We start from the raw sequence: 20,597 nt of genomic DNA, 5'->3' as shown, positions 1-20,597 counted from the left end.
GAATAATTCTAATAATCCAAGTGCGGATCTGGTCAATTAATTTGCGTAACCTGTTTGCAATCATTCCACTAAGCGGTCTTAGATCATCCGGGATCTAAGATGTAACGATGCTAAAAGTCCAAATCCGAAGGAAGAAGGGAGGTTTGATTTGTCTCTCGTCAGCTTAAGGATTCTCCGGCGCAAAAGTTTTAAAAAAAGAATCTTCGGATTCGGTTCGAAATTTCCAGGTTTTTTGGAAGACTATTTTTCCTGTTTGATTTTTTACTTTTGCTTTGACCATATATTCGGAATTAGCTTGGAAGGGTTCGTTGGCAACAAAAGCGACAAATTTCATACTCTTTAAGAATTCTTTTGTATCTGGAGGTGGATTGGACAAACTTAAAAGACTAATCGGGATTGTTTTTCCTTTTGAATCCAGAAGGAGTGCTTCTTCCAGGTAAATTTCTGTTTCAGGATCATTGTCAAAAAACAATTGTATGGTGATCGCGGTTGAATAAGATAAATAAGGTAAATGCGGAAAAGGGTTGGGTAATTCGGGAGGCATCCTAAGTCGAATTTCTGTTTCATTCGAAACTGGATAATAAACAAATGCGGGTTTTTTACCGACAAGGCAATATTCGGCAAAAAAAACTAAGATGTGTTTGCCGTTTTCATAGGAGACCCTCTGCATGCCGATGCGTTTGATTGCAGGATGGAAAACTATCGATCTATGAAAGGGAGTGTCGAGTAGTCCTCTAAATAAAAACTCAGGTGATTCTCTATGCTCTTTTTTCATCAGAGGTAAAACTGTATTTCCAACATAACAACCGTCATTTGGTTTGAATCCTACTGCAAGGGCCTGGTCCTGCGGTGTTTTGCCAATGAATCCAGGTAAATCCTCCCTTTCATTGTGCACCCATTCAATGGTTTCCAGTTGGCTGTCAATTTTAACATTTGCATTTTGGTTTCGCGAAAGATAATCACCATGTTTTTGTGCTGCGATATTGAGTTTTGCATCGAGTGTTGGAGGTGGGAATTGATTGGCTTCTAAAATTGTTTCTAGAAGCTTCAAACCACGTTTTTGATACTCAGATTCCGAAATCGAAAAGTCTTGGGATCTAAGAGGAAACGAATAAAGAATTAAAAGAATCATCAACGAAGGGAAAAGTTTCATAATTGGTCTACCTGCGGTAATAGGGAATGATCCGAAACAGTTTACATTGAGACAGAGCTATGTTAGCGTTTTTTTTTATGGTTTGTCAATTTATTTTATTTTGAATCTCAGTGTATCTTTTTAAAAAAGCTAAATCTTTCTTTATTGTTTATTACTTTGTATTATTTGATTTCTGAAACAGTGCGGAAAAATTGAAATTTATGTTTGGGTATATTTTCAAAAACATTGGTGATCCTAGATGTCAAATCTTCATCGTAGGCAATGCGAATATAAATACGACTTACTTGGTTTGGATACTTGGAAGCAAGTTTTGCATAGGCTTCTGGATCTTTTTCTCCAGAGTCTCCCACTAAGATAAATTTTACTTTTTTCCATTCCTGAATCATTGGTTCGATGGTACTAAATTTATAAATCTCCGGTTTTTCAAATAGATTGAAAAAGTCTGAATCCTTAAATCGAAAATCTTTCATAGAATACCCAGTTCTTGGAAAACCACTTTCGGTAAAAAATTGATTTAATACCGAATACATTTGCCAGGGACTAGCACTTACATTTACAAAACAACTGTTACCAGAGGATTGGATTTGGTTATAAAAATCATTCATTCCCGATACAAGTTGAAATGGTTTCATGAAACTATTTTTGATCAGGGCCTTTTTGTTTCTTACGTCACTGATTTTGAGTGTATCATCAATATCCGAAATTAGACAAGTTGTGTCTTCTTTGATTAGGAAAAATTTACCATTGTAGATGTTTTTATTTTTCTTCGTCGTTATACTTTTGAAATCAACAAAACCTGATTCCAGGTTTTCCTGTGAAAGAAGCGATTTATCTATGGATATCTCTGTGATGGACCTACCATTTGGGCCTGTTTCGTTTAGAGGGAAAATTTTACCAAACAATTCAATGGAGATTTCCTTTCCTCGTTTGTTATCGATGAGAAACCATTTTGTTCTTTCTTTGAAAATTTCTGAATTTGAATCAGGATTTTCCCCAATTTCCGTTGATAAATATTTAATTAAAATTTTGCGTTTGATGGAATCTTCTTTTTTTTCGAATACATGAGTATGGATTTTTACTTTGTATTCGTTCTTACTGGAATCAAGGTATAAAAAAGTCGGATAAAAAATCAATTCATCATCTTCATCAAGGTTTGATGCGAATATGTTTTGATAACTTAAAATAAATGTAAAAAGGAGTATGAGTCTAGTGAATGTTTTCATAAAGTGTAATCTTATTTACCTGTGTTTTAATTTTCTACTTCGGTCTTGTTCAGCTCTTTTGGAATAGAAAAATTAGAGAGCCTTGGAAAACAATTTTCCATAATGAAAGAAGGTTTTGCAAAAAGGAAACTATTTTTTTAGCAAATTACTCTTCTTTTTATCGAAGTTTGCAGTTATGGTGATTTTTTAACTCAAAGAAAGTGTTGTTTGGTAGGTAAAAGTATTTTCTAGTCTGGTTTATAATCAAAACCAGCAATGTATTTTAGGTTTAACAATGCTCTTTCATATTCAACTAAGGCATCAATATATTTTAATCGAGTTTCGTTGTAAGACCTTGTTGTGTCCAAAAACTCAAGTAAAGTAGATCCGCCACCTTTGTATGCGAGTTCTACAATTTTTACAGCTTGTTGTGATTTTAATAAAGAAATTTGACGCATCTGTTCCAGAGCTTCAAATCGAACTTTTAATTCTTCTTCAGTGATCGCCATTTCTTTCGCGAGGTTTAGGTATAATTCTTCTCGAAATAAGGCAGCTTGTTTCGTGGTCGATTGGCTTTTTGCAATTTCTCCTTGGTTTCTAGAAAATACTGGTAGATCTAAGTTCACGGACATTCCGTACATATATTGGTTTTGTTGGACCAGTGAATCAAATAGAATGCTAACGTTGGGAACGGCATTTGCTTTTTGTAATTTAAAATTTGCAAGCGCCACATCTTCGGCATTAACTAACGCTAGATAATCGGGGCGTCCTTCCGTGGCCTCCGACAACAATTTGTCTGAATCGATAAGTGGTAATCGTTTTAATGAATCTAGATTACCGGAAAGAATGATATCAATTTCACTGGGGTTGAGTCCTAAGGTAACAATGAGTTCGTTTTTTAATTTGAGATAATCTACTTGAGCTGATACTTTTGCGACTGCATATTGGTCTTGTGCTACTTCTGAACGCACTAATTCTAATTTTGATATATCTTCTTTTTTAAATCTAATTTTATTGATCTCAACAATATTGACTAGGTTTTTGAAGTTTTCTTCTGCAAGTAAAAATCTTTCTCTCGCAGCAAGTGTAGCTATGAATAAATTCCCTGTCCCTAAAGATATTTTACGAAGAGATTCTAGAAAAATCAGTTCTTCCATTTTTAGCCTTTTGTTGGCAACGTTGATCCTCTCTTCTCGTTTATTTTCTGTTTCGTAAACAAAACCTAAGCTCACTCCATATTGATTTCTGTTGGGATCAAATTGTTTTGAGTTTGGATTAAAAGGTAAAACATCTGCATTAATATTTAAAAACGGATTGGGGCGAAGGCCTGCGGTAATACGATCCGCTTTGCTAAATTCAATTTCATACTTTGCAATGGCTACTTGTTTGTTGTTTTGAAGTGCAAATTGAATGGCCTGGTCAAAACCGAATTCTCTTTTAGTTTTCTCCTTTGGTAGAACGGGAAAAGAAGTTAGAACAAATGAACTTAAGACAAAAAGACAAATCTTGAAGTGAGAATTACGATTTTGTTTATGCATGGCGTAATTTTCTGTTTTCGTTTAAATAACATAGGAGAGGAATTGTGAAATTCCCAATGATAAGTGTAAAGAGTAAACCACCCACGATGACAGTTGCCATCGGTCTTTGGATATCAGATCCAATTTCATTGGTTAACATTGCCGGAAGTAATCCTATGATGGCCGTGGTTAAAGTTAAAAATCTGGGACGAAATTGAATTTCGGAAACATGTAAAATCAGTTCTTTTAGGCTGTTCTCATCTTTGATTGGTTTATTTTCCTTTTCATGATTGAAGTTGGATACGAAAAGGACTCCTCCCATAATAGAAATTCCGAAAAGGGAGATAAGGCCGACACCGGAGGAAACGTTAAAATGCATTCCTCTGAAAAATAAAAAAGTTAATCCTCCAAGTGCTGCCACTGGAATACTCGACATTACTAGTAAACTATCCGATATATTATGAAACATCAAATATAAGATAAACAAGATAATTGCAAAGGTAAGGGGAACTGCGACCAGAAGTCTTTTACTTGCTCTTGTTAGGTTTTCGAACTGACCGCCCCATTGAATTTCAACCTCAGGTGGTAGTTTGATTTGGTTCTCTACTATTTTTTTTGCTTCGTTTACAAATCCACCTTGGTCTCGACCTTCTATATTGATCCAAACTGATACCATTCGAGTGCCGTTCTTTCTGGCAATTTTTGCTGGCATCTCTTTTAACTCTAGTTTTGCGACAGAAGATAATGGGTATTTGCTCTCGTATTTGCTTTTGATATTTATGTTTCCAATGGAATTTACCGAGGTTCTATACTCTTCAGGATATCTAACAGTGATATTGTAGATATGATTGTCTAGGTATAGTTTGCTGATTTCTTTTCCACCAATTGCAATTTCCGTAATGTCCTGGATGTCTGAAAAATTGATCCCGGCTCTTGCGGCGGCTTCTCTATCGATAGAAATCACAAGTTCGGTGTTCGGACCTTCCTGTTCAATACCAATGGCTGATACACCATTTAACTTTTCCAGTGCGGATTCAATTTCTGTTGCTTTCTGCCAGAGAACAGAAACATCCCGCCCTGATAATTGGATTGATAGATCTGCAGCAGATCCGGTAACAGCTTCTGCAACGTTATCAAGAATCGGTTGTGAAAAACTGAATTTTGCCCCTGGAACACTTTTTTCAAATTTATCTTTTAAAAGATCGAGTAACTCTGATTTGGAATGTATGGTTTTCCATTTCGAATAATCTTCAAGGGTAATCAATCCTTCGATTCTATTGGGTCCAAAGGGGTCTGTTCCGTCATCGTTCCTTCCTGATTGTGTGATGACCACTTTTGCCTCTGGGATTTCTTTCACTGCTTCTCTGAGTAAATTGGCTACATTGGCAGTGCGATCTAAATGGATTCCTGTTGGTAATTTACATCTAAAGTTGATAGCACCTTCATCTAACTCTGGTAAAAATTCCGTTCCCAGTCCCCAAAATACAAAACAAAGTAAAAATACGACTGCTATGTAGATTCGATAACTTAGTTTTTTGGAATGATCTAAAAAACTGTGAAGGATCTTAATAAAGTAAGCTCTAGAATGTGTAAGGATAAAAAATTCTTTTGTGGTTCTGCGATGTTCTTCTTGGAAAAAGTGAGAAAAGATAACAGGTAAAATAGTTAAGGAAAAAAGTAATGCACCAATCAAAGTAAAGGCGAGTCCGAATGCCATGGGTTTGAATAGTTTTCCTTCTACACGTTCAAATAAAAAAATGGGTAGGTAAGCACAAAGGATAACCGCAATTGAAAAAAAGACTTCTTTTTCAGTGTGATGAGAAGACTTAAGGATTAATTCTTCTAAAGAAGATTTCTTTTTTGCGTTTGAGGAAATGGCTATCGTTGCGATGATTCCTTCTATGATGACTATCGAACTATCTACGATGATTCCAAAGTCTATTGCACCTAGCGAAAGTAAGTTTGCTGGAATTTCCACAAGATGCATCAAACAGAAGGAAAATAATAAGGAAAAAGGAATGGTCAGCGCGACGGCGAGTGCCACTCGGTAATTCCCAAGAAGAAAGATAAGAACAATCATTACGATCGTGATCCCTTCGAGCATTGTTCGAACAACTGTTTTCAGTGTATTCGAAACTAGTTCTTCTCGATCATACAGAATTCTAATACGAATTCCTTTGTTCTTTAAAAAACCTTCTAAGTTTTTGATTTTATCTTTTACACTTTTAAGTACTTCGGAAGGGTTTTCTCCCTTTCTCATCATGACGATGCCTTGGACTCCAGAGTTTACTTCTCTATCGGATTTTAAACTATAGCCAAGTATCCCTTTGGGTGGGTGTGGAATGACTCTTACTTTCCCAATATCTTTTACATAAATAGGAACATCTTTTTTTTCGGTAACGATGATATTTTCGATATCTTTTTCATTTTCAATGGCACCTAAGGCTCGTACAGGGATGGCTTGGTTCCCATGTTTGAATATATTCCCGCCTGTGTTTGCATTGTTTTCTTCAATGGCGAGAACTAGGTCTCTTAAAAAAACATTGTATTTATCTTGGTTGATTGGATTGATTTCAATTTGATATTCTTTGATATCACCACCAAACGTAATGACGTCGGCGACCCCTTGGATTTGTTGGAGGCGGGGTGCGAGTTCCCAGTCCTGGATACTTCTTAGTTCCATGGTTGGCATTCCGTCGCCTTCTACTGCGTATCTTAAAATTTCTCCCACAGGAGAGGTGAGGGGGCCTAATTCAGGAGTTTCTGTTCCTTCGGGGAGTTGGATGGATTTTAATCTTTCGTTTACTTGGTTTCTTGCAAAATATTCGTCTGTGTTATCTTTGAATGTCAAACGAATGACAGATAGTCCAAAAATACTTTGAGAACGGGTTGTTGTTAAACCAGGAACACCGGTTAACGCACGTTCTAAGGGAATAGTAACTAGTTTTTCAACTTCAGAGGAAGCGCGACCATCAAATTTTGTGATCACAATGACTTCCGTATCAGAAACATCCGGATAAGCATCGATTTTAAGATGGGCGACCGAATAGATTCCAAAAGCTGAAATCATCAAAAAAGAAAATAAAACAATTGGTGAGTTCTTTAATGAAAAGTTAATAAAACCCATTAGTAACCGAAACTTAATCCTTTTAATAAAGTTGATCCATGGGAAACAACTCGATCGTTAGCTTCGAGTCCAGATAAAATTTGCGTAAACTCTTCTGTTTCAATTCCTGTTTCTACTTGGACTCTTTGAAAACTTTTGGAATCAATTTGTTTAAAAATATAATTAGTATCACCGATTAAAATAACTGCTTCATTGGGGACAGAGAGGGCTTCGATATTTTCTAATTCAACTTGGCCTGTACCAAACATACCTGGTTTGAACTTGTTCTCTGAATTTTTCGTGATGATTAATACTTTGACAGTTCTGCTCACGGGATCAATGACATCGGAAATAGAATTAACTCGCGTCTCGAACCGTTCTCCAGGAAATGCAGAAAACTTAATGTGCAATTTTGATTGAGGTTTGACTCGATTTAATTTTGTTTCGGGAATATCTCCAACGATTAAGATATTTCCTGGTTTTAGGTTGGTTAATTTTTCAATGGGAATTCCTTGCATACGAAGTCGATTGAGATTCTCTTCCATAGAGGCTGCCATCTGCTGTAATTGAACCTGTGCATCGTTCAGTTCCTTTCCTGCAGCGGCTTCGTTTTCTACTAAATACTTTAACCGTGAGTAGGATTTTTTTGCCCCATAGAGTGCAGCTTTACTTTTTAAGTATTCTGAATAGATGATGGATTGTTCTTCCGTTTCAAAATGATAAGAAAAATTTGCTTCTCTGGAAGAAACACAAACGACAGAAATTCGAACAGGGATTGAAAGTCCAGCGCCTAAGTTCCGATATTCGGCACTTGCTAGTGAAATTGTGGATGGAAACTCTCCTTCGGATTTTTTTATGATCACTCCATCTTGAATGGCATGAAAACTGGCGATGCGGGGTCGATTTTCTTCAGATTTGGAATTACAGGAAAATAAAAGGAAAAAGAGGAAGAGTAGAGCGAGATATTGAGGCATATCGAATCCTGCTTTCAATGTAGGAGGTGAGCAAGTGAAGGCAACCGGAAAAAGGATTCTTATCCTCTAAAAAACAGTTTGTTTTTGACCTTTTTAAAGATTTTGCCCCAAGGTTCTACTTTTCCGTTTTGTTTTGTCTGGAGATTTGGGTGAGAAAGTAGGTTCTCTTTCAGCGCCGAATTTCTTAAAATGAAATATATAAATTAATTTTTTTAATCGAATCAGTCTAAGAAAAGTCACTCAATCGGTAGGTATCTTTTGAAAAAAATATCTTTAAGCATTCTATTCCTTTTCATAGTCGCAGAGTTCCATTGTAAAGCCTTCGGAAAAGACCCCGACGGGGAACATTTTGAAAAAATCAAAACTTCAAAAAACTTTGATTTGGAAAGGGAACAGTTCGTAAATCGCAGGCCAGATGTGATCGAAAAAATGCGAGAAAACCAAAACTTCTTTGCACTGGCTTTTCGATTTTTCTTTGGCGGCGATAAAAACCGTAGGCCGGATGTAAAACTACCGGAAGAAAAACCTGATTTTGCAGAGTTTTTAAAACCAGATGAAAGTATTAAATTTATTTGGTTTGGACATTCCACCTTTCTTGTGAATATAGAAGGAAAAATTTTACTTTTTGATCCTGTGTTTTCAGGATCAGCCGCCCCGTTTAGTTTTATGGTGAAACGATTTCAGGATGCGGTTGTTAAGTTAGAGGAGTTACCTTCTGTTGATTACATTATCATTTCTCATGATCATTATGATCATCTGGATATGAACACGATCGAATTTTTTAAAACAAAAAATACCAAGTTCATTACTCCTCTTGGTGTCATATCTCACCTGAAAGAGTGGGGAGTGCCTGAAAACCGTCTAACAGAACTTGACTGGTGGGAACCAACTGACTTAGGAAATTTAAAAGTTGTCTGTACTCCTGCACAACATTTTTCGGGAAGGCGCGGTTCGAATGGAAATAAAACCCTATGGTCTTCTTGGACAATCATTGGAGAAAAAGAAAGGTTCTATTTTAGCGGCGATTCCGGTTATGATGTTCACTTCAAAAACATTGGAGAAAAGTTTGGGCCTTTTGATTTAACATTTATTGAAAATGGACAATACAATCCTATGTGGGAAGCAGTTCATGTTTTACCAGAACAAACTGCCAAAGCTCATATTGATTTAAAAGGGAAAAGACTAGTGCCAGTCCATTGGGGGATGTTTGATCTTTCCTTACACAGTTGGTATGAACCAGCAGAATCATTGGAAAAACAGGCAGAGATTTATAAAATTGATCTTCTCACTCCCAAATTCGGACAAATTGTCAAAATCCGCGAACCCAACCTAATGGAAAGATGGTGGAAGAAATTTATTAAATCAGAATGATTCTAAATTGATTCCCTCAGACAAACTTCGCTTTCGCGAGTTTGCCTGAGGATAGAGAGGAAGATGGAGTGCACCCGAAGAATATGCTCTTAATCGTGTATAGGGAGGTAATTCTAAGGTGAAACTCGTGAAGAGGGTGAAGTTGCAACTGTATCGGAGGGTGCGGGTGGGTCACCTCCTTTTATAAAGGATACTAATTACCTTTGTTAAAATTGCCAAGCATTGTTGTATTTATAAGAGTTAAGTTTTGATGGCTTAGACCAAACAACCACTGTTCACTCGGTAACTTCGCCACTTTGGGTTTTGTCATAAGCGTACTTTACAATGTGGCATAACGTGGTAGATAATCGGCACGAGTTTCGAAAAACGGCTTTGTCGAAAAACTTATTGAATCGTAAGAAGTGGGATGTCTTCAAAGCGAAGGTATTTTAGTTAATTAGATAATTGTCATCTTCTATGCGGAAAATATAATGTTCTAACCGTCTTTTTTGTCTGATTGCATAGTCAATAAATTGTAATATAATTAACCACCTTTTTCCCGTTATATTCTGCAAACTAACTTGAAGTTTTTTGGTGTTTTTTCTATTTTTCCCTATCGGGAAAAAAATATGAAAAAAACGGCATATCTTCTGCTTCTCCTTTGTTTCGGGTGTACACAATACCTTTTTCCAAAATCCAAATTTGATCGCGCATGGTATTCGGTATTGGCCGTTATTGGAATCAGTGCTAATGATGGTGAGTTACCTGGTCCAGTGGATATAGTATCTCAGCCAAATCTGGCTCTCCCAACGGGAACTTTTTTTGATTCTCCAGATGTATCTGTTTCTGTAAATGCATCAACCATTGAAGTGCCGAACCAAATCGGTAGTTTAAATGTTCCGATTGGAAAAGTATATGATATAGATCTAAAAGCAAAACCAACTGAAGAGATAGATTCCGCATCAATCAAAACCGCCGTTTTCTCTGAGCCCGTAGTACTAGAATATTCATACAATAGAGAAGAACTTGAGAGCGCTGGTTTTTTAGAAGAGTTTCAAGTTTTCTATTTTAGCAAAATTTCAAACGAGTGGGAACCCTTACGCGAGATAGTTGTCGACCAAGAGAAAGGAAAAATATTCGCAAAAACAGATCATTTTACCCCGTTTATTCTCACCGCTGTCCCAAAATTAGCGGGTACTGGTGTTGCGGCAGCTCCAGCTTGTCTTTCGACAGAAATGCCTATTAGTGGAAGTTCGGGTGCAGTATGGACACAAATCAATGAGCACTTTAAATATTATAAAGATAGAAATTATACATTAATCTCAAATAACGATTTTGCTAATTTAGATTTTTCTGGAGCTTATGGAATTGCTACCTGTAATGGAGGTGCACCGTCTCCAAACACAGATGATTGCGGACCCTTCTCCCAACATAAGTATTATGATGGTGACGAATATATAAAGTTTACTGCTTCTGAAGATATCACCGTTTATGTTATGTATGATAGCAGAGGGAGTCAGGATGCGGCATGGCTAACGACAAATTCGTGGGTTCTCACAGATAAACAAATAGCAACAACAGATGGTGTTGGCTATTATAAGGTTTACCAAAAACAATTTTTGCAGAACGAAATTGTCACAATGCATGGAAACAGACAAGGAATACCCTCTAATGCGGGAGTCGAAACAAATTACTGGGTAGTTGTTAAGCCAAACAATTTAGGGGTAGCTAGTTGTTTGACGCAAAACAATTACGGCTCCATTCAAAGCTTTTTTTATTTAACATTAGCTATTGCGGGAAGTGATTCTGCTACATTTTTATGGACGAATAATAAAGATTCAAGATTTGAAAATATTATAGTACGTCGAAAAAAGAATTTTCCACCTACTTCCGTCGAGGATGGTGTTCCTCCTAACATTTCTGAAATAGAAGATATCGGATTTAGAGAAACTGGTTTAGATCCGAATTCAACTTACTATTACGCAATTTTTGCTAGAAATGCTGATGGTATTTTAAGTTTTCCTGATATTTACCGAATCGATACCAGTTTAGATTCCGATAACGATGGTATAACGGATATTATTGAATCCAGCAATGAATGTTTATACAAGCCTTGGCATGATTATAATTGTAACTCAAATCCTGCCCTTGCAGATTCTGATGGCGATGGAAAGGATGATCTAACTGAGCTTATCTATAATACAAAAATGGATAGTTCGGATATCACACCACCTGTGATTTCAAAATTTGAATCGTTGTCTAAACCGATTACATCTCTTGATATTGGTATTTTCTATTTTGAAGCAGAAGAAAGTGTTAATAATGAATTTCGTTATATTATGACAAATTCACCAGTAAAGCCGAATCCATCTGCGTATGATAGTAAGATACGGCCGGATAGAATTTTGGGCGATTCGTTATTTACTCGACTGGGAGGAGATGAAATTTCCAAGGATTTCTATTTATGGATCAAAGATCCATCGGGAAACATATCATTGCCTGCTGGTCCAATTCGAGTGACTCAATCAGGGAAACAGAGGCCAAGTTATATTGCAGGTTTGTCTAATTCATCAAGTTTCAATCTACAGTCCCTGAATGGAGCAGGAGACTTGGTAAATGCTTACTCAGCAGGGATCATGACACCTGTTTCTGATGCAACATCGCTTGTGAATTTGAAATGGGGTAAAATTCCGAGAATATTTTATGTGCAAGGAGCAAAAGGTGGATTCCGAGATTCTATATCTGTTTTTGCTGATGGAGTTCCTGCTCAACTATTGCAAAGAATCCATATCGAATACATGGATTCTTTTACGATTTCCGAAGATGGACGGAATTTGTATACATTAAGCCTTCCAAATACTGAGCCTGGATGGAGGATCAGTAAGTATCGAATTCAACCTGATGGAACTCTTATCTTTGATAAAAAAATTATCTTAGCTGCCATGGATTTAGATATGGCTTATAATGGATTCAATCAATCAATTTACATTTCAGATGGAGATTTTGCACGTCAAAATCCGATTTATAGATTGAATTCGGAAACTTTAGAAATAGACGTATCTCCGCAATCTTTGCAACTGCATTATCTCGTTTCGACCAATTTCCGATTTCATCCGGGAGGAAAATTTTGTTACTATATAAATCCTGGTGGGGAAAATCATATTACAAAATGTGAGATTGATCCATCGAATGGCAATATAACTACGAAAGAGAATGTCTTGGAAGTCAGTGATCGCTTGCAAAATTTTGAAATTACCGCGGATGGAAATTATATGGTAGTAGTTTCTGCCGATTATCCACAACTTCAATTATATAATTTTGTTCTGTATCGAATTGACAAGCCAACTGGAAATTTAATTGAAACGGATCGAAAGGTATTAACAAGTTACCGCTTTGAAAACAAAGTAAAAATAGATCAGAGCTCTCAGTTTGTCTTTTTTCTTAACAATGACAAACAGATCAATTATTACATAATCAATCAAAATAATGGAAAATTTTATGGGCCAATTGTGTCCAATTTGTCGGGTTATGAAGGCCTATTTGACATTCAATCGACTGATTATACTAGAAACCAAGTGCAAACTAATATTGAGCATTCAAACCAACCTGGATTTGTACATGGTTATAATGATGTGAAATATCCATTGCCATTTGTTTCCCTAGTAGGCAATTATACGAATAGTTATCTTTTGAATCGTGCGATCAATCAACCGATTCGTATGAGTTCGCAAAATTTGGACTTAAGTTTTATTTCCTGTAGAAAAAAGGTATCAGATTATGAAGAAACTATCGAAATTAAGAATAATTTAGGGCAAGATCGAAGTCAAATTATCTCAGGAAATATTTGGAATCGCACAATTTCTATACAAAATCTAGTAAGCGATATTTCATTTTCGGGTAGATATCGATTGCATGATATTTCTTCGGATTGCAAACCAAATCAACCACAATCGTTCATTGATTTCAACATAACGAAAAAGCGTATATCTCCTGTTTATTTAAATCTAAAACTTCCCGTTGGTCAAAAACCAACAGACATAGATGCATTCACAAGTGTTACCCATACAGTAATGAATGGGCAAGTTTCACCTAGTTATTACTATAGAACTACTTGTACGATACATGAATATGGATGCAATTTTATTAAAATAGATAAGCCTAAAAAAATATTTTACTGCGTTTGGCATCACGAAACTAAAGTCTTCGAATATTATAAAAGTCAAAACCAATGTTTTGAGAAAGCGCCGAATACACCTAAATTATTCCATCTTACTTTAATCACTAATGTCGATCATTCCGTTGAAACAAGTTTGCGTTGGAACAAGTATAAAATCACTGAACCTTAACTGTTTTCCCTTGAAGGGCACGAAGCGGTCGCCATCTGCGACCGACTCTCCGAACCCAACCTAATGAAAAGATGGTGGAAGAAATTGATCAAACCAGAATGATTCCAGATTTAAATTTCATGGGAATTGAATGGAATTTGATTCCCATGAAAAGAATGTTTTGCAAATGCAATGGGAGGAGGATTCGAATTCTCCCTTCTTTTTTCACCTGTAGTAAAATTCCATACAAAACAATCGTTAGTATGAACCCTTTAAATTAGGCATTTGATTACTTCCTAATATTCGTTAAATGTAAAAATTGGATTTGACATTCTCTTCTCGAGTTCGAATTCTGATGGTTAATTTTTACTCTGGTGTTTCAATATGAATATAATTTTCCGCATTGTTCTTTTTTCCAGTCTGCTTATTTTTTTAACAACCGGTTGTACACCGGAAAAGGATAATAATGATTCCCTTGCTTTGCTTTTACTCGGAGCTTCGGCTTTAACCAACAATTCTGCAGGAGATTTACGTTGTCAAAATAAAACACTGAATTGGACCGTTCATGATCCTGCTGAAACAAACCTGTGGTCCGCTATCACATATGGCGACAAATTTGTAGCGATTGCTACCAATGGGACTAATGCATCGATGTCTTCTCAAGATGGAATTACTTGGACAGGGCATGCTACTTCAGAAGTTGGATCCTTTGTGTCTATCGCTTACGGAAGTGGTCGGTATGTGACAATTTCTCCGTCTGCAACCGTCAGGGTGATGTCCTCCCCAGATGGTACCACTTGGACAGATGGTAATCCTTCATCTAACATCCAATGGAGGGGAATTACCTATGGAAACGGTCAATTTGTGGCAGTGGCTGCAAATTTTACCAATCAAGTGATGACTTCTCCTGATGGAATCACTTGGACGGGACGAACAGGGGTGGAGACTAATAACTGGATTTCAATTGTATATGGAGCTGATAAATATGTGGCTGTAGCCTTTGGTGGAACCAATCGGATAATGACTTCTCCCGACGGAATTACATGGACGGCACAAACGGCACCTGTAGGTAATACTTGGATTTCTGTTGCTTACGGAAATGGTCAATTCGTGGCGCTTGCTAGCGGAACAAGTGCGAACCAACTAATGACTTCTTCTGATGGAATTACATGGACGGCGCAATCAGCAACTGAAGCAAACAGTTGGTCTTCAGTAACTTATGGAAACGGGCTTTTTGTTGCAGTATCGTCAAATGGAACCAATCGGGTGATGACATCTCAAGATGGAATTAATTGGAAAGCTCAGGTAACCCCAGAACAAAAAACTTGGAGCGCCATTACATTCGGAAACAATCGTTTTGTGGCAGTTTCTAGTGATGGTGGATCTTCTAAAGTTATGACTGCTAGTTGCGAATAAGTTCTTATTTTTAGTTAGGTGCATTTCAGCACCTAACATTGGTTCAAAATTGATAAGAATTTAAAATCTAAATGTAAGTTTGATTTGAGTTTTGAAAACTTTGGAACTCTTTCTTGTTCTCTATAATGAGCACTAATACTTTAAATATTTGTGAAATCAAAAATTTCTACCTTGTCCTTAGGGTTTTATGGAAGTTGTGAAATACGAAAAAATAGAATCCTTAGGATCTGGGTATCTTTGGGAATTGTATTCTAGTATTCTTTCTTTTTTTGTCTTCCTCCTTTCCCTAATTTTCTTTTATAAAAAATCTGCTTATGGTTATTTATTTCTTTTTGTATCCATTGCATCTGCTTTTTATTTATATTTTTCATGGAAAAATAGAATTCGAAAATCTTTGATCACAATCGATATGGGAAAAATGGAATTTCAAATCAAGATGGGAAATCAAAATCTAGTTTGGAATTTGAAAGATATTGTATCTTTTTATTTAGATGGTAATTATAAAACCGCAACTTCTTATCTTAAAATTAGTTTTGTCAGCGGGCGTTTTTATTATTTTCGGGGTCACATCCAAAATTCGGATATTTTGAAAGTTTACCAAACACTCCAGTCCATCTCTAACTCAGAAAACTTACAGATCACCGAAACACTTGGACCAAATCGTTTGGTTGCCTATCTGATACTCGGTATTTTTTTTCTGGTTCTTACTCTATATTCTCTTTATTTAGTTTTCATTGCGTTTTTTAGATTATGAAGATGGTTATCTGTAGTTTTTCTCCGATCTGAAAAATTTTAGAAAAAAACGCCCAACCTAAACTTTCTAAACCTATCTCTCTATAGAGGTGGTTACGATGTCAAAATCTTTGATTCCATTTTTCATTCTAAAGATTTTTTCTTTGGTTGTGGTTTGTTTTCTTGGGCTGAGTTGTTTGGGAAAAGATGCAAAGTCTAAGGACGGGTGGATGGTAAGTCTACTTGGGCTTGCTTTGCCTATTGCAGAGGATGAGGAAATTCCCGATGAACGAGACTCTCATCCAACAAATGATTATCTAGTTCATTCAGTTTCTCCCAGTGTTGTTCTGGAGAACTCTAGTTTTTTCATTGAAGGGAAAAATTTAAAAGCAGTTACCGAAAAACAATTATTTGGTGAAGGTTTTTCTAAGTTTCTAAATTTTTCTGAAGTCACAGATTCGAAAATCACGGTTTCTTTGCAACTCTGTCCAGACTCCTCCCTAGTGTTTCCTGGATCTGGTGACAAAGAAAAGAGTCATCAGATTTCGATACCTTGTCTGGGAAGTTTTCGTTATTCCGTGCGTTCTCCTAAATTTGATTTAGGGATGACCATCACCCCGTTTGCACCTAATATCTCTGCTCAAGTTTTGGAGGTCTTAGGAACTTTAGGAGAATTGGAATTTGTTTTGGAATCAAATTTGCCTCTGGGTATGCAAATGAATTCAAAAACTGGAGAAATCTTGGGAACACCTACAGAAACGACTGGAAATGAGTTTCGGTCTTACAATATCATTGCCCAAGTAAAATCAAATCCAAATTTTAGAATCAAATCGCAAGTGAGGATGATTGTTGTCTCTGAAGAAGAAAAAATGAATCGAACTTGTCGGTCGATTGCAGAGACATCAACTTGCCGTGGCCCATCACCCCATGTTTGTTCAAACTCTAGTATATGTTATACGAGTCAATTTGCTTGTGAAATGGATTCAAAATGTGGGTTTATAGAATGAGATTCTGCGCCAGCGATTGGAGCGGAAATCCTTTTGCGAAAGGCAAAAGATTGCAGCGAAAAGCGCGGTCGTTTCGAGGCGCCCCAATTTTTTAAAAAAAGGGAACCAGACAATTGAAATTCCAACCTACTTAAAAAAACAATGAGTAGGTTATGTATGTTTAAATATTTGGTTTGGTTGCCTTTTCTTTCGATTTTTTTCTGGAGTTGTTCCCAGCAGAAAGAAGAAGGACTCATTCCCGGAACTAAACTCACGGGGGATAAAATGGCGGATGCACTTGTTCTTGCTGTTTTGACTACGCCCTCTTGTCAGTTTTTGACATCTGAAAATGCGAGTACCCCGTTTGTATTGGGTGAGGGTTCGATTTCGGTCTGTAGTGTTCAGTTGGCAACCGGTTCTCTCTCGGTACAATCAAACGGAACCTATGAAGTTTCCGGAAACTCAGGCAGACAAACCTTGTCCTCTTCTAACTGCAATTCCAGTCGTTTCGATTTTATCGTGACCTTGAAGGATGGAAATACGGAACTTTTTTCCTCAGCGAGTGGCGTGAACAAACAAATTGCATTGGAAACAGGAAAAACTTATACAATTCAATCTTCTGGATTAGTCGATCCTTCCGCATACCAATGTCAGGGTCGGGCAGTTTCTTCAAGCATTACTGCTTATCGTTTGAATCTAAGAAAACTATAATTTGGATTTTTGGTATAAGGCAGTATTTTCATTTTTCTTGCAGACAGGTTCTCCGAATGTTTTAGGTAGTTTCCGCAATTGCGGAAACCTCCCATCGCAAGACCACACCAACAATTGACCTATGCTGAAAAGTATGGATACAATTCGGAGTGTTTGGTATTGATGGAAGGCCCTGTTCCTAGTAGGATGGAACCTTGTGCTATTGGTGATCGAAGGTCTGGCCGGGATATGTATCAAGAAACAGAGGTTTTGGTTGCGGGAGACTTTTTTGCGGTGGATTGGCCAATCGCAGGATACAACTATGCATTACATGTGAACAATGATTATTACCAAAACGTGATACTGTATACTGGATCCTACCAAAGAAGGGATTATTCAAGGTTTCCTCATTTGTATGTATATCGGGGAATAAACGGAAACCGGGTGATTCGAAATACTGTCGGATATCCATATCCCATGTCTACAGGTATATTTATGAATGGCCGCTAGTCGAAATCCGATTGACGAAAAGGGAAAAATCCTAAAAAAATTTAGGAATCTTTTATTAATTTTTGTGAATCCTCTATGAAACTAGCATCTTCCTTCGTTCTCCCTGTTTCATTCTCCGTATTTTTGGTTTTGTTTCCTGTCCTTCTTCCTATTGAAGCAAAGGAACTTGAGAGTTTTCGGATTGGTTTTGGATCTTGTTTGCACCAAGACAAAGAAAGTCCTGTTCTGGCTCAGTGGAAAAAAGAATCGTTCGATCTTATCCTTTTGTTAGGTGATAATATATACGCGGATAGTTTGGTTGCCGAAGAAAAAATTCCTTCCTACAGGAAACAATTCGCAAGACCAGAGTGGAAGGCCATTCGTTCTAAATCGCAAATTCTTGCTACTTGGGATGACCATGATTATGGAATTAATGATAGTGGTGGAGAGTTTGAAGATAAGATCAAGAGCCGTGAAGTTTTTATTTCACAAATGGGTTCTCTGATGCCAAAAGGTCGAAGTTTTGGAACCAAAGATGGAAAAGGTATCTTCCATTCTTACTTTTTAGAATTCAAAAAGAAAAAAGTTCATATTGTGATTCCTGATACAAGGTTTTTTCGCACTCCTTTGAAACAGAGTTTCTTCTTCAGCTTCACAGGGAAAAAAAACTACAGTCCGAATGATGATGACAGTGCCACAATTCTTGGGGAAGAACAATGGAATTGGTTAGTCGCTGAATTAAACAAACCTTCTGATTTGCTGGTATTTGTTTCCAGCGTTCAAGTCATTCCCACCGAACAGCCGTTTGAGAAATGGGGAAACTTTCCTAAAGACAGAGAAAAACTGTTTCAACTTTTAGGTTCCGCAAAGGCTTCTGATTTGGTCATTCTTTCTGGAGACAGACATATTGCCGAAATTTACGAATATCCATTTTCGAAAGACCGTAAGTTTGTTGAAATCACTTCTAGTTCTCTCAATTTACCTTTGCCTTTTTTATTGTCCGAATACGATTTCGAATTCAAACAAGGATCTGCGTTCCGTGAAGAGAATTACGGAACTTTAAAGATTCAATTAAAATCTGGAAAATTGATTTGGCGGTCTGAGATTAAGGACAAAACTGGAAATGTTGTGCTTTCCTATCCTAACAATGATTCTAATTAAAAATAAACGTAAGAAACAATAGGAGAAACTAGTTTTGAAACCCAAACAAAAAATTTTAGAAAGTTCCTTTGCATTGTTTCGTGAAAAAGGTTTCCAAGCCACGGGAATAGCGGAAATCTTAGAGAAAGCTGGCGCGTATAAAAAAACTCTCTATGATCATTTCCCTTCAAAAGATGATATTGGATTCGAGTACTTAAATTATCTTTCGGAACAACAACGTGTTGTTATGCTAAAAGTATTGGCGAAAGGTACAAGTATGTCTGACTTTATTGAAAAATGGGTTAATTTCATTGTAAGAAACCAAAGAAATACTTCCAGAAAAGATTGTCCCATCGCCTTATTTTCTGGTGAAATTTCTCATTTGAGTCAATTTGATACTTATAGAAATAAGGCCGTACAACATGTAATGGAAACGGTAGAAACCTGTATTTTAAATTTTGCTCCCAATTTACGACAAGACCTTGTCAAAGCACTGAGTTATGAGTTGTATATGAGTTATCTTGGTGGCCTTCGGTTGTATGCATTGACCAAAGATAGAAAAGTCATCGAAAGGATGAAGTCGCAAATGATTATGTCTGCAGAACGTATCATTAAAAATTAAATTTAATCATACGTTCTGAAATAGATTTCTATTTTTTATTTAATTTAGATTAGGTGGATCAGTTCCTAACAACCTTTATTCAGGAATTTCCGTTTTTTCCTTGGGTATTTCTTGGACAAAGAGCCATACAAGTCCATCTTTGACTTTGCCAATGCCTAAGTATAAATAGTAAAATGGATACCCTAGTGGCCCAGGTTTGTATTCTTTTTGAACCACTGGTTCCCATTTCTGGCGCACTTGAACATGAACGGAAGAGAGCTGCACTGCACTGGATAGATACTTCAATCTTCCTTCCCATCTATCAATGGATTCGGAGACTTTGTTTAATTCTGCTTCCACTTTTAAAGTCTCTTCTAAAGTTTTTGCTGTTTTTAAAATTTCTAAAAGACGGGTTCTCATTTTGAGGGCATTTTCCATACGAATTTCTGTATCCGTATAATCTTCTGTTACATCTTGTGCAGAAACTTCTTCTGAGTAGTTTTGCGATTGGTTTCGTAAAGTGTAAAGAAACTGTTTGAGTTTTTCAGCAGGGATTTTCAATTGAACACTTCCCCCCGAACTATATTGAAGTGCAAAACCGCCAAAGGATTCTGCGAGTTTCACAATTTCTGTGACTTTGGTTTCTATTTCTTTGGATTGTAAATTTACATTTACCGAATAAACCATCATTCGTTTTTGAGGTTTCGTTGTGTTTTGTGAAGTCTCTCCTGATGGAGCTGACTTAGGTGCCGCAGCCACAGAAGGTGCATAATCTTCTGTTTCTTCGTAGGAGATGTTTTTTTGTCTTTCCCGTTCCATTCCTTTTGCGGAAGAACATTGGGTCAAACTAAAGCTGAGGCCAAGGAAAATTAAGGATGTGAGGATTTTTTTAGAAATTTCCATATCGGAAACTTAG

Annotated in this window: 15 protein-coding genes; 9 read left to right on the top strand and 6 right to left on the bottom strand. The window is 36.8% G+C overall.

Going from position 1 to position 20,597, the window contains the following annotated elements; genetic code table 11:
- Window positions 1-163: 163 nt before the first annotated feature.
- The 5 genes from CH361_RS17430 to CH361_RS17410 all read right to left on the bottom strand — a co-directional run bounded on the left by CH361_RS17430 (window position 164) and on the right by CH361_RS17410 (window position 7,952).
- Window positions 164-1,153: a spore germination YkwD domain-containing protein gene (locus CH361_RS17430; RefSeq protein ID WP_100792095.1), complete on the bottom strand. Its 990-nt coding sequence runs from the start codon at window positions 1,151-1,153 to the stop codon at window positions 164-166.
- A 161-nt stretch (window positions 1,154-1,314) separates the two neighbouring features.
- Entirely contained in the window at window positions 1,315-2,376 is a 1,062-nt protein-coding gene (locus CH361_RS17425) for a phosphatidate phosphatase App1 family protein (RefSeq protein WP_100792094.1), read from the bottom strand.
- Window positions 2,377-2,603: 227 nt separating this feature from the next.
- Window positions 2,604-3,893 (bottom strand): TolC family protein, encoded by a 1,290-nt coding sequence (locus CH361_RS17420; RefSeq protein ID WP_100792093.1) that lies wholly within the window; start codon window positions 3,891-3,893, stop codon window positions 2,604-2,606.
- On the bottom strand, window positions 3,886-6,999 hold the full coding sequence (locus CH361_RS17415) for an efflux RND transporter permease subunit (protein WP_100792092.1): 3,114 nt from the start codon (window positions 6,997-6,999) through the stop codon (window positions 3,886-3,888). Before CH361_RS17415 ends, CH361_RS17420 begins: the two co-directional genes overlap by 8 nt.
- A complete protein-coding gene (locus CH361_RS17410; protein ID WP_100792091.1) occupies window positions 6,999-7,952 on the bottom strand; it encodes an efflux RND transporter periplasmic adaptor subunit in 954 nt (317 codons plus the stop codon). The genes CH361_RS17415 and CH361_RS17410 overlap by 1 nt, the downstream gene beginning before the upstream one ends.
- 258 nt (window positions 7,953-8,210) lie before the next feature.
- Between CH361_RS17410 and CH361_RS17405 the strand changes: the two genes are divergently transcribed.
- The 9 genes from CH361_RS17405 to CH361_RS17360 all read left to right on the top strand — a co-directional run bounded on the left by CH361_RS17405 (window position 8,211) and on the right by CH361_RS17360 (window position 19,702).
- A complete protein-coding gene (locus tag CH361_RS17405) occupies window positions 8,211-9,323 on the top strand; it encodes an MBL fold metallo-hydrolase (protein ID WP_100792090.1) in 1,113 nt (370 codons plus the stop codon).
- 608 nt (window positions 9,324-9,931) lie between these two features.
- Window positions 9,932-13,648, top strand: coding sequence for a lactonase family protein (locus tag CH361_RS17400; protein ID WP_100792117.1), 3,717 nt, complete (start codon window positions 9,932-9,934; stop codon window positions 13,646-13,648).
- Between the two features lie 363 nt (window positions 13,649-14,011).
- Window positions 14,012-15,043: a WD40/YVTN/BNR-like repeat-containing protein gene (locus tag CH361_RS17390; RefSeq protein WP_100792088.1), complete on the top strand. Its 1,032-nt coding sequence runs from the start codon at window positions 14,012-14,014 to the stop codon at window positions 15,041-15,043.
- Window positions 15,044-15,230: 187 nt separating this feature from the next.
- Window positions 15,231-15,797, top strand: coding sequence for a hypothetical protein (locus CH361_RS17385; RefSeq protein ID WP_100792087.1), 567 nt, complete (start codon window positions 15,231-15,233; stop codon window positions 15,795-15,797).
- A 97-nt stretch (window positions 15,798-15,894) separates the two neighbouring features.
- On the top strand, window positions 15,895-16,782 hold the full coding sequence (locus CH361_RS17380) for a hypothetical protein (protein ID WP_165782280.1): 888 nt from the start codon (window positions 15,895-15,897) through the stop codon (window positions 16,780-16,782).
- A gap of 156 nt (window positions 16,783-16,938) precedes the next feature.
- Complete coding sequence (locus CH361_RS17375; RefSeq protein ID WP_100792086.1) at window positions 16,939-17,472, top strand: hypothetical protein; 534 nt, start codon at window positions 16,939-16,941, stop codon at window positions 17,470-17,472.
- A gap of 78 nt (window positions 17,473-17,550) precedes the next feature.
- Window positions 17,551-17,961: a hypothetical protein gene (locus tag CH361_RS17370; RefSeq protein WP_244279944.1), complete on the top strand. Its 411-nt coding sequence runs from the start codon at window positions 17,551-17,553 to the stop codon at window positions 17,959-17,961.
- A gap of 75 nt (window positions 17,962-18,036) precedes the next feature.
- Window positions 18,037-19,101: an alkaline phosphatase D family protein gene (locus tag CH361_RS17365; RefSeq protein WP_100792085.1), complete on the top strand. Its 1,065-nt coding sequence runs from the start codon at window positions 18,037-18,039 to the stop codon at window positions 19,099-19,101.
- Window positions 19,102-19,135: 34 nt separating this feature from the next.
- A complete protein-coding gene (locus CH361_RS17360; RefSeq protein WP_100792084.1) occupies window positions 19,136-19,702 on the top strand; it encodes a TetR/AcrR family transcriptional regulator in 567 nt (188 codons plus the stop codon).
- Window positions 19,703-19,777: 75 nt separating this feature from the next.
- On the opposite strand, the gene CH361_RS17355 is transcribed toward CH361_RS17360, so the two are convergent.
- Complete coding sequence (locus CH361_RS17355; protein WP_100792083.1) at window positions 19,778-20,584, bottom strand: DUF4349 domain-containing protein; 807 nt, start codon at window positions 20,582-20,584, stop codon at window positions 19,778-19,780.
- Window positions 20,585-20,597 lie beyond the last annotated feature (13 nt).

It is taken from the genome of Leptospira brenneri (assembly GCF_002812125.1).
Lineage (GTDB): Bacteria > Spirochaetota > Leptospiria > Leptospirales > Leptospiraceae > Leptospira_A > Leptospira_A brenneri.
This window is presented reverse-complemented; position numbering and strand designations above follow the sequence as displayed.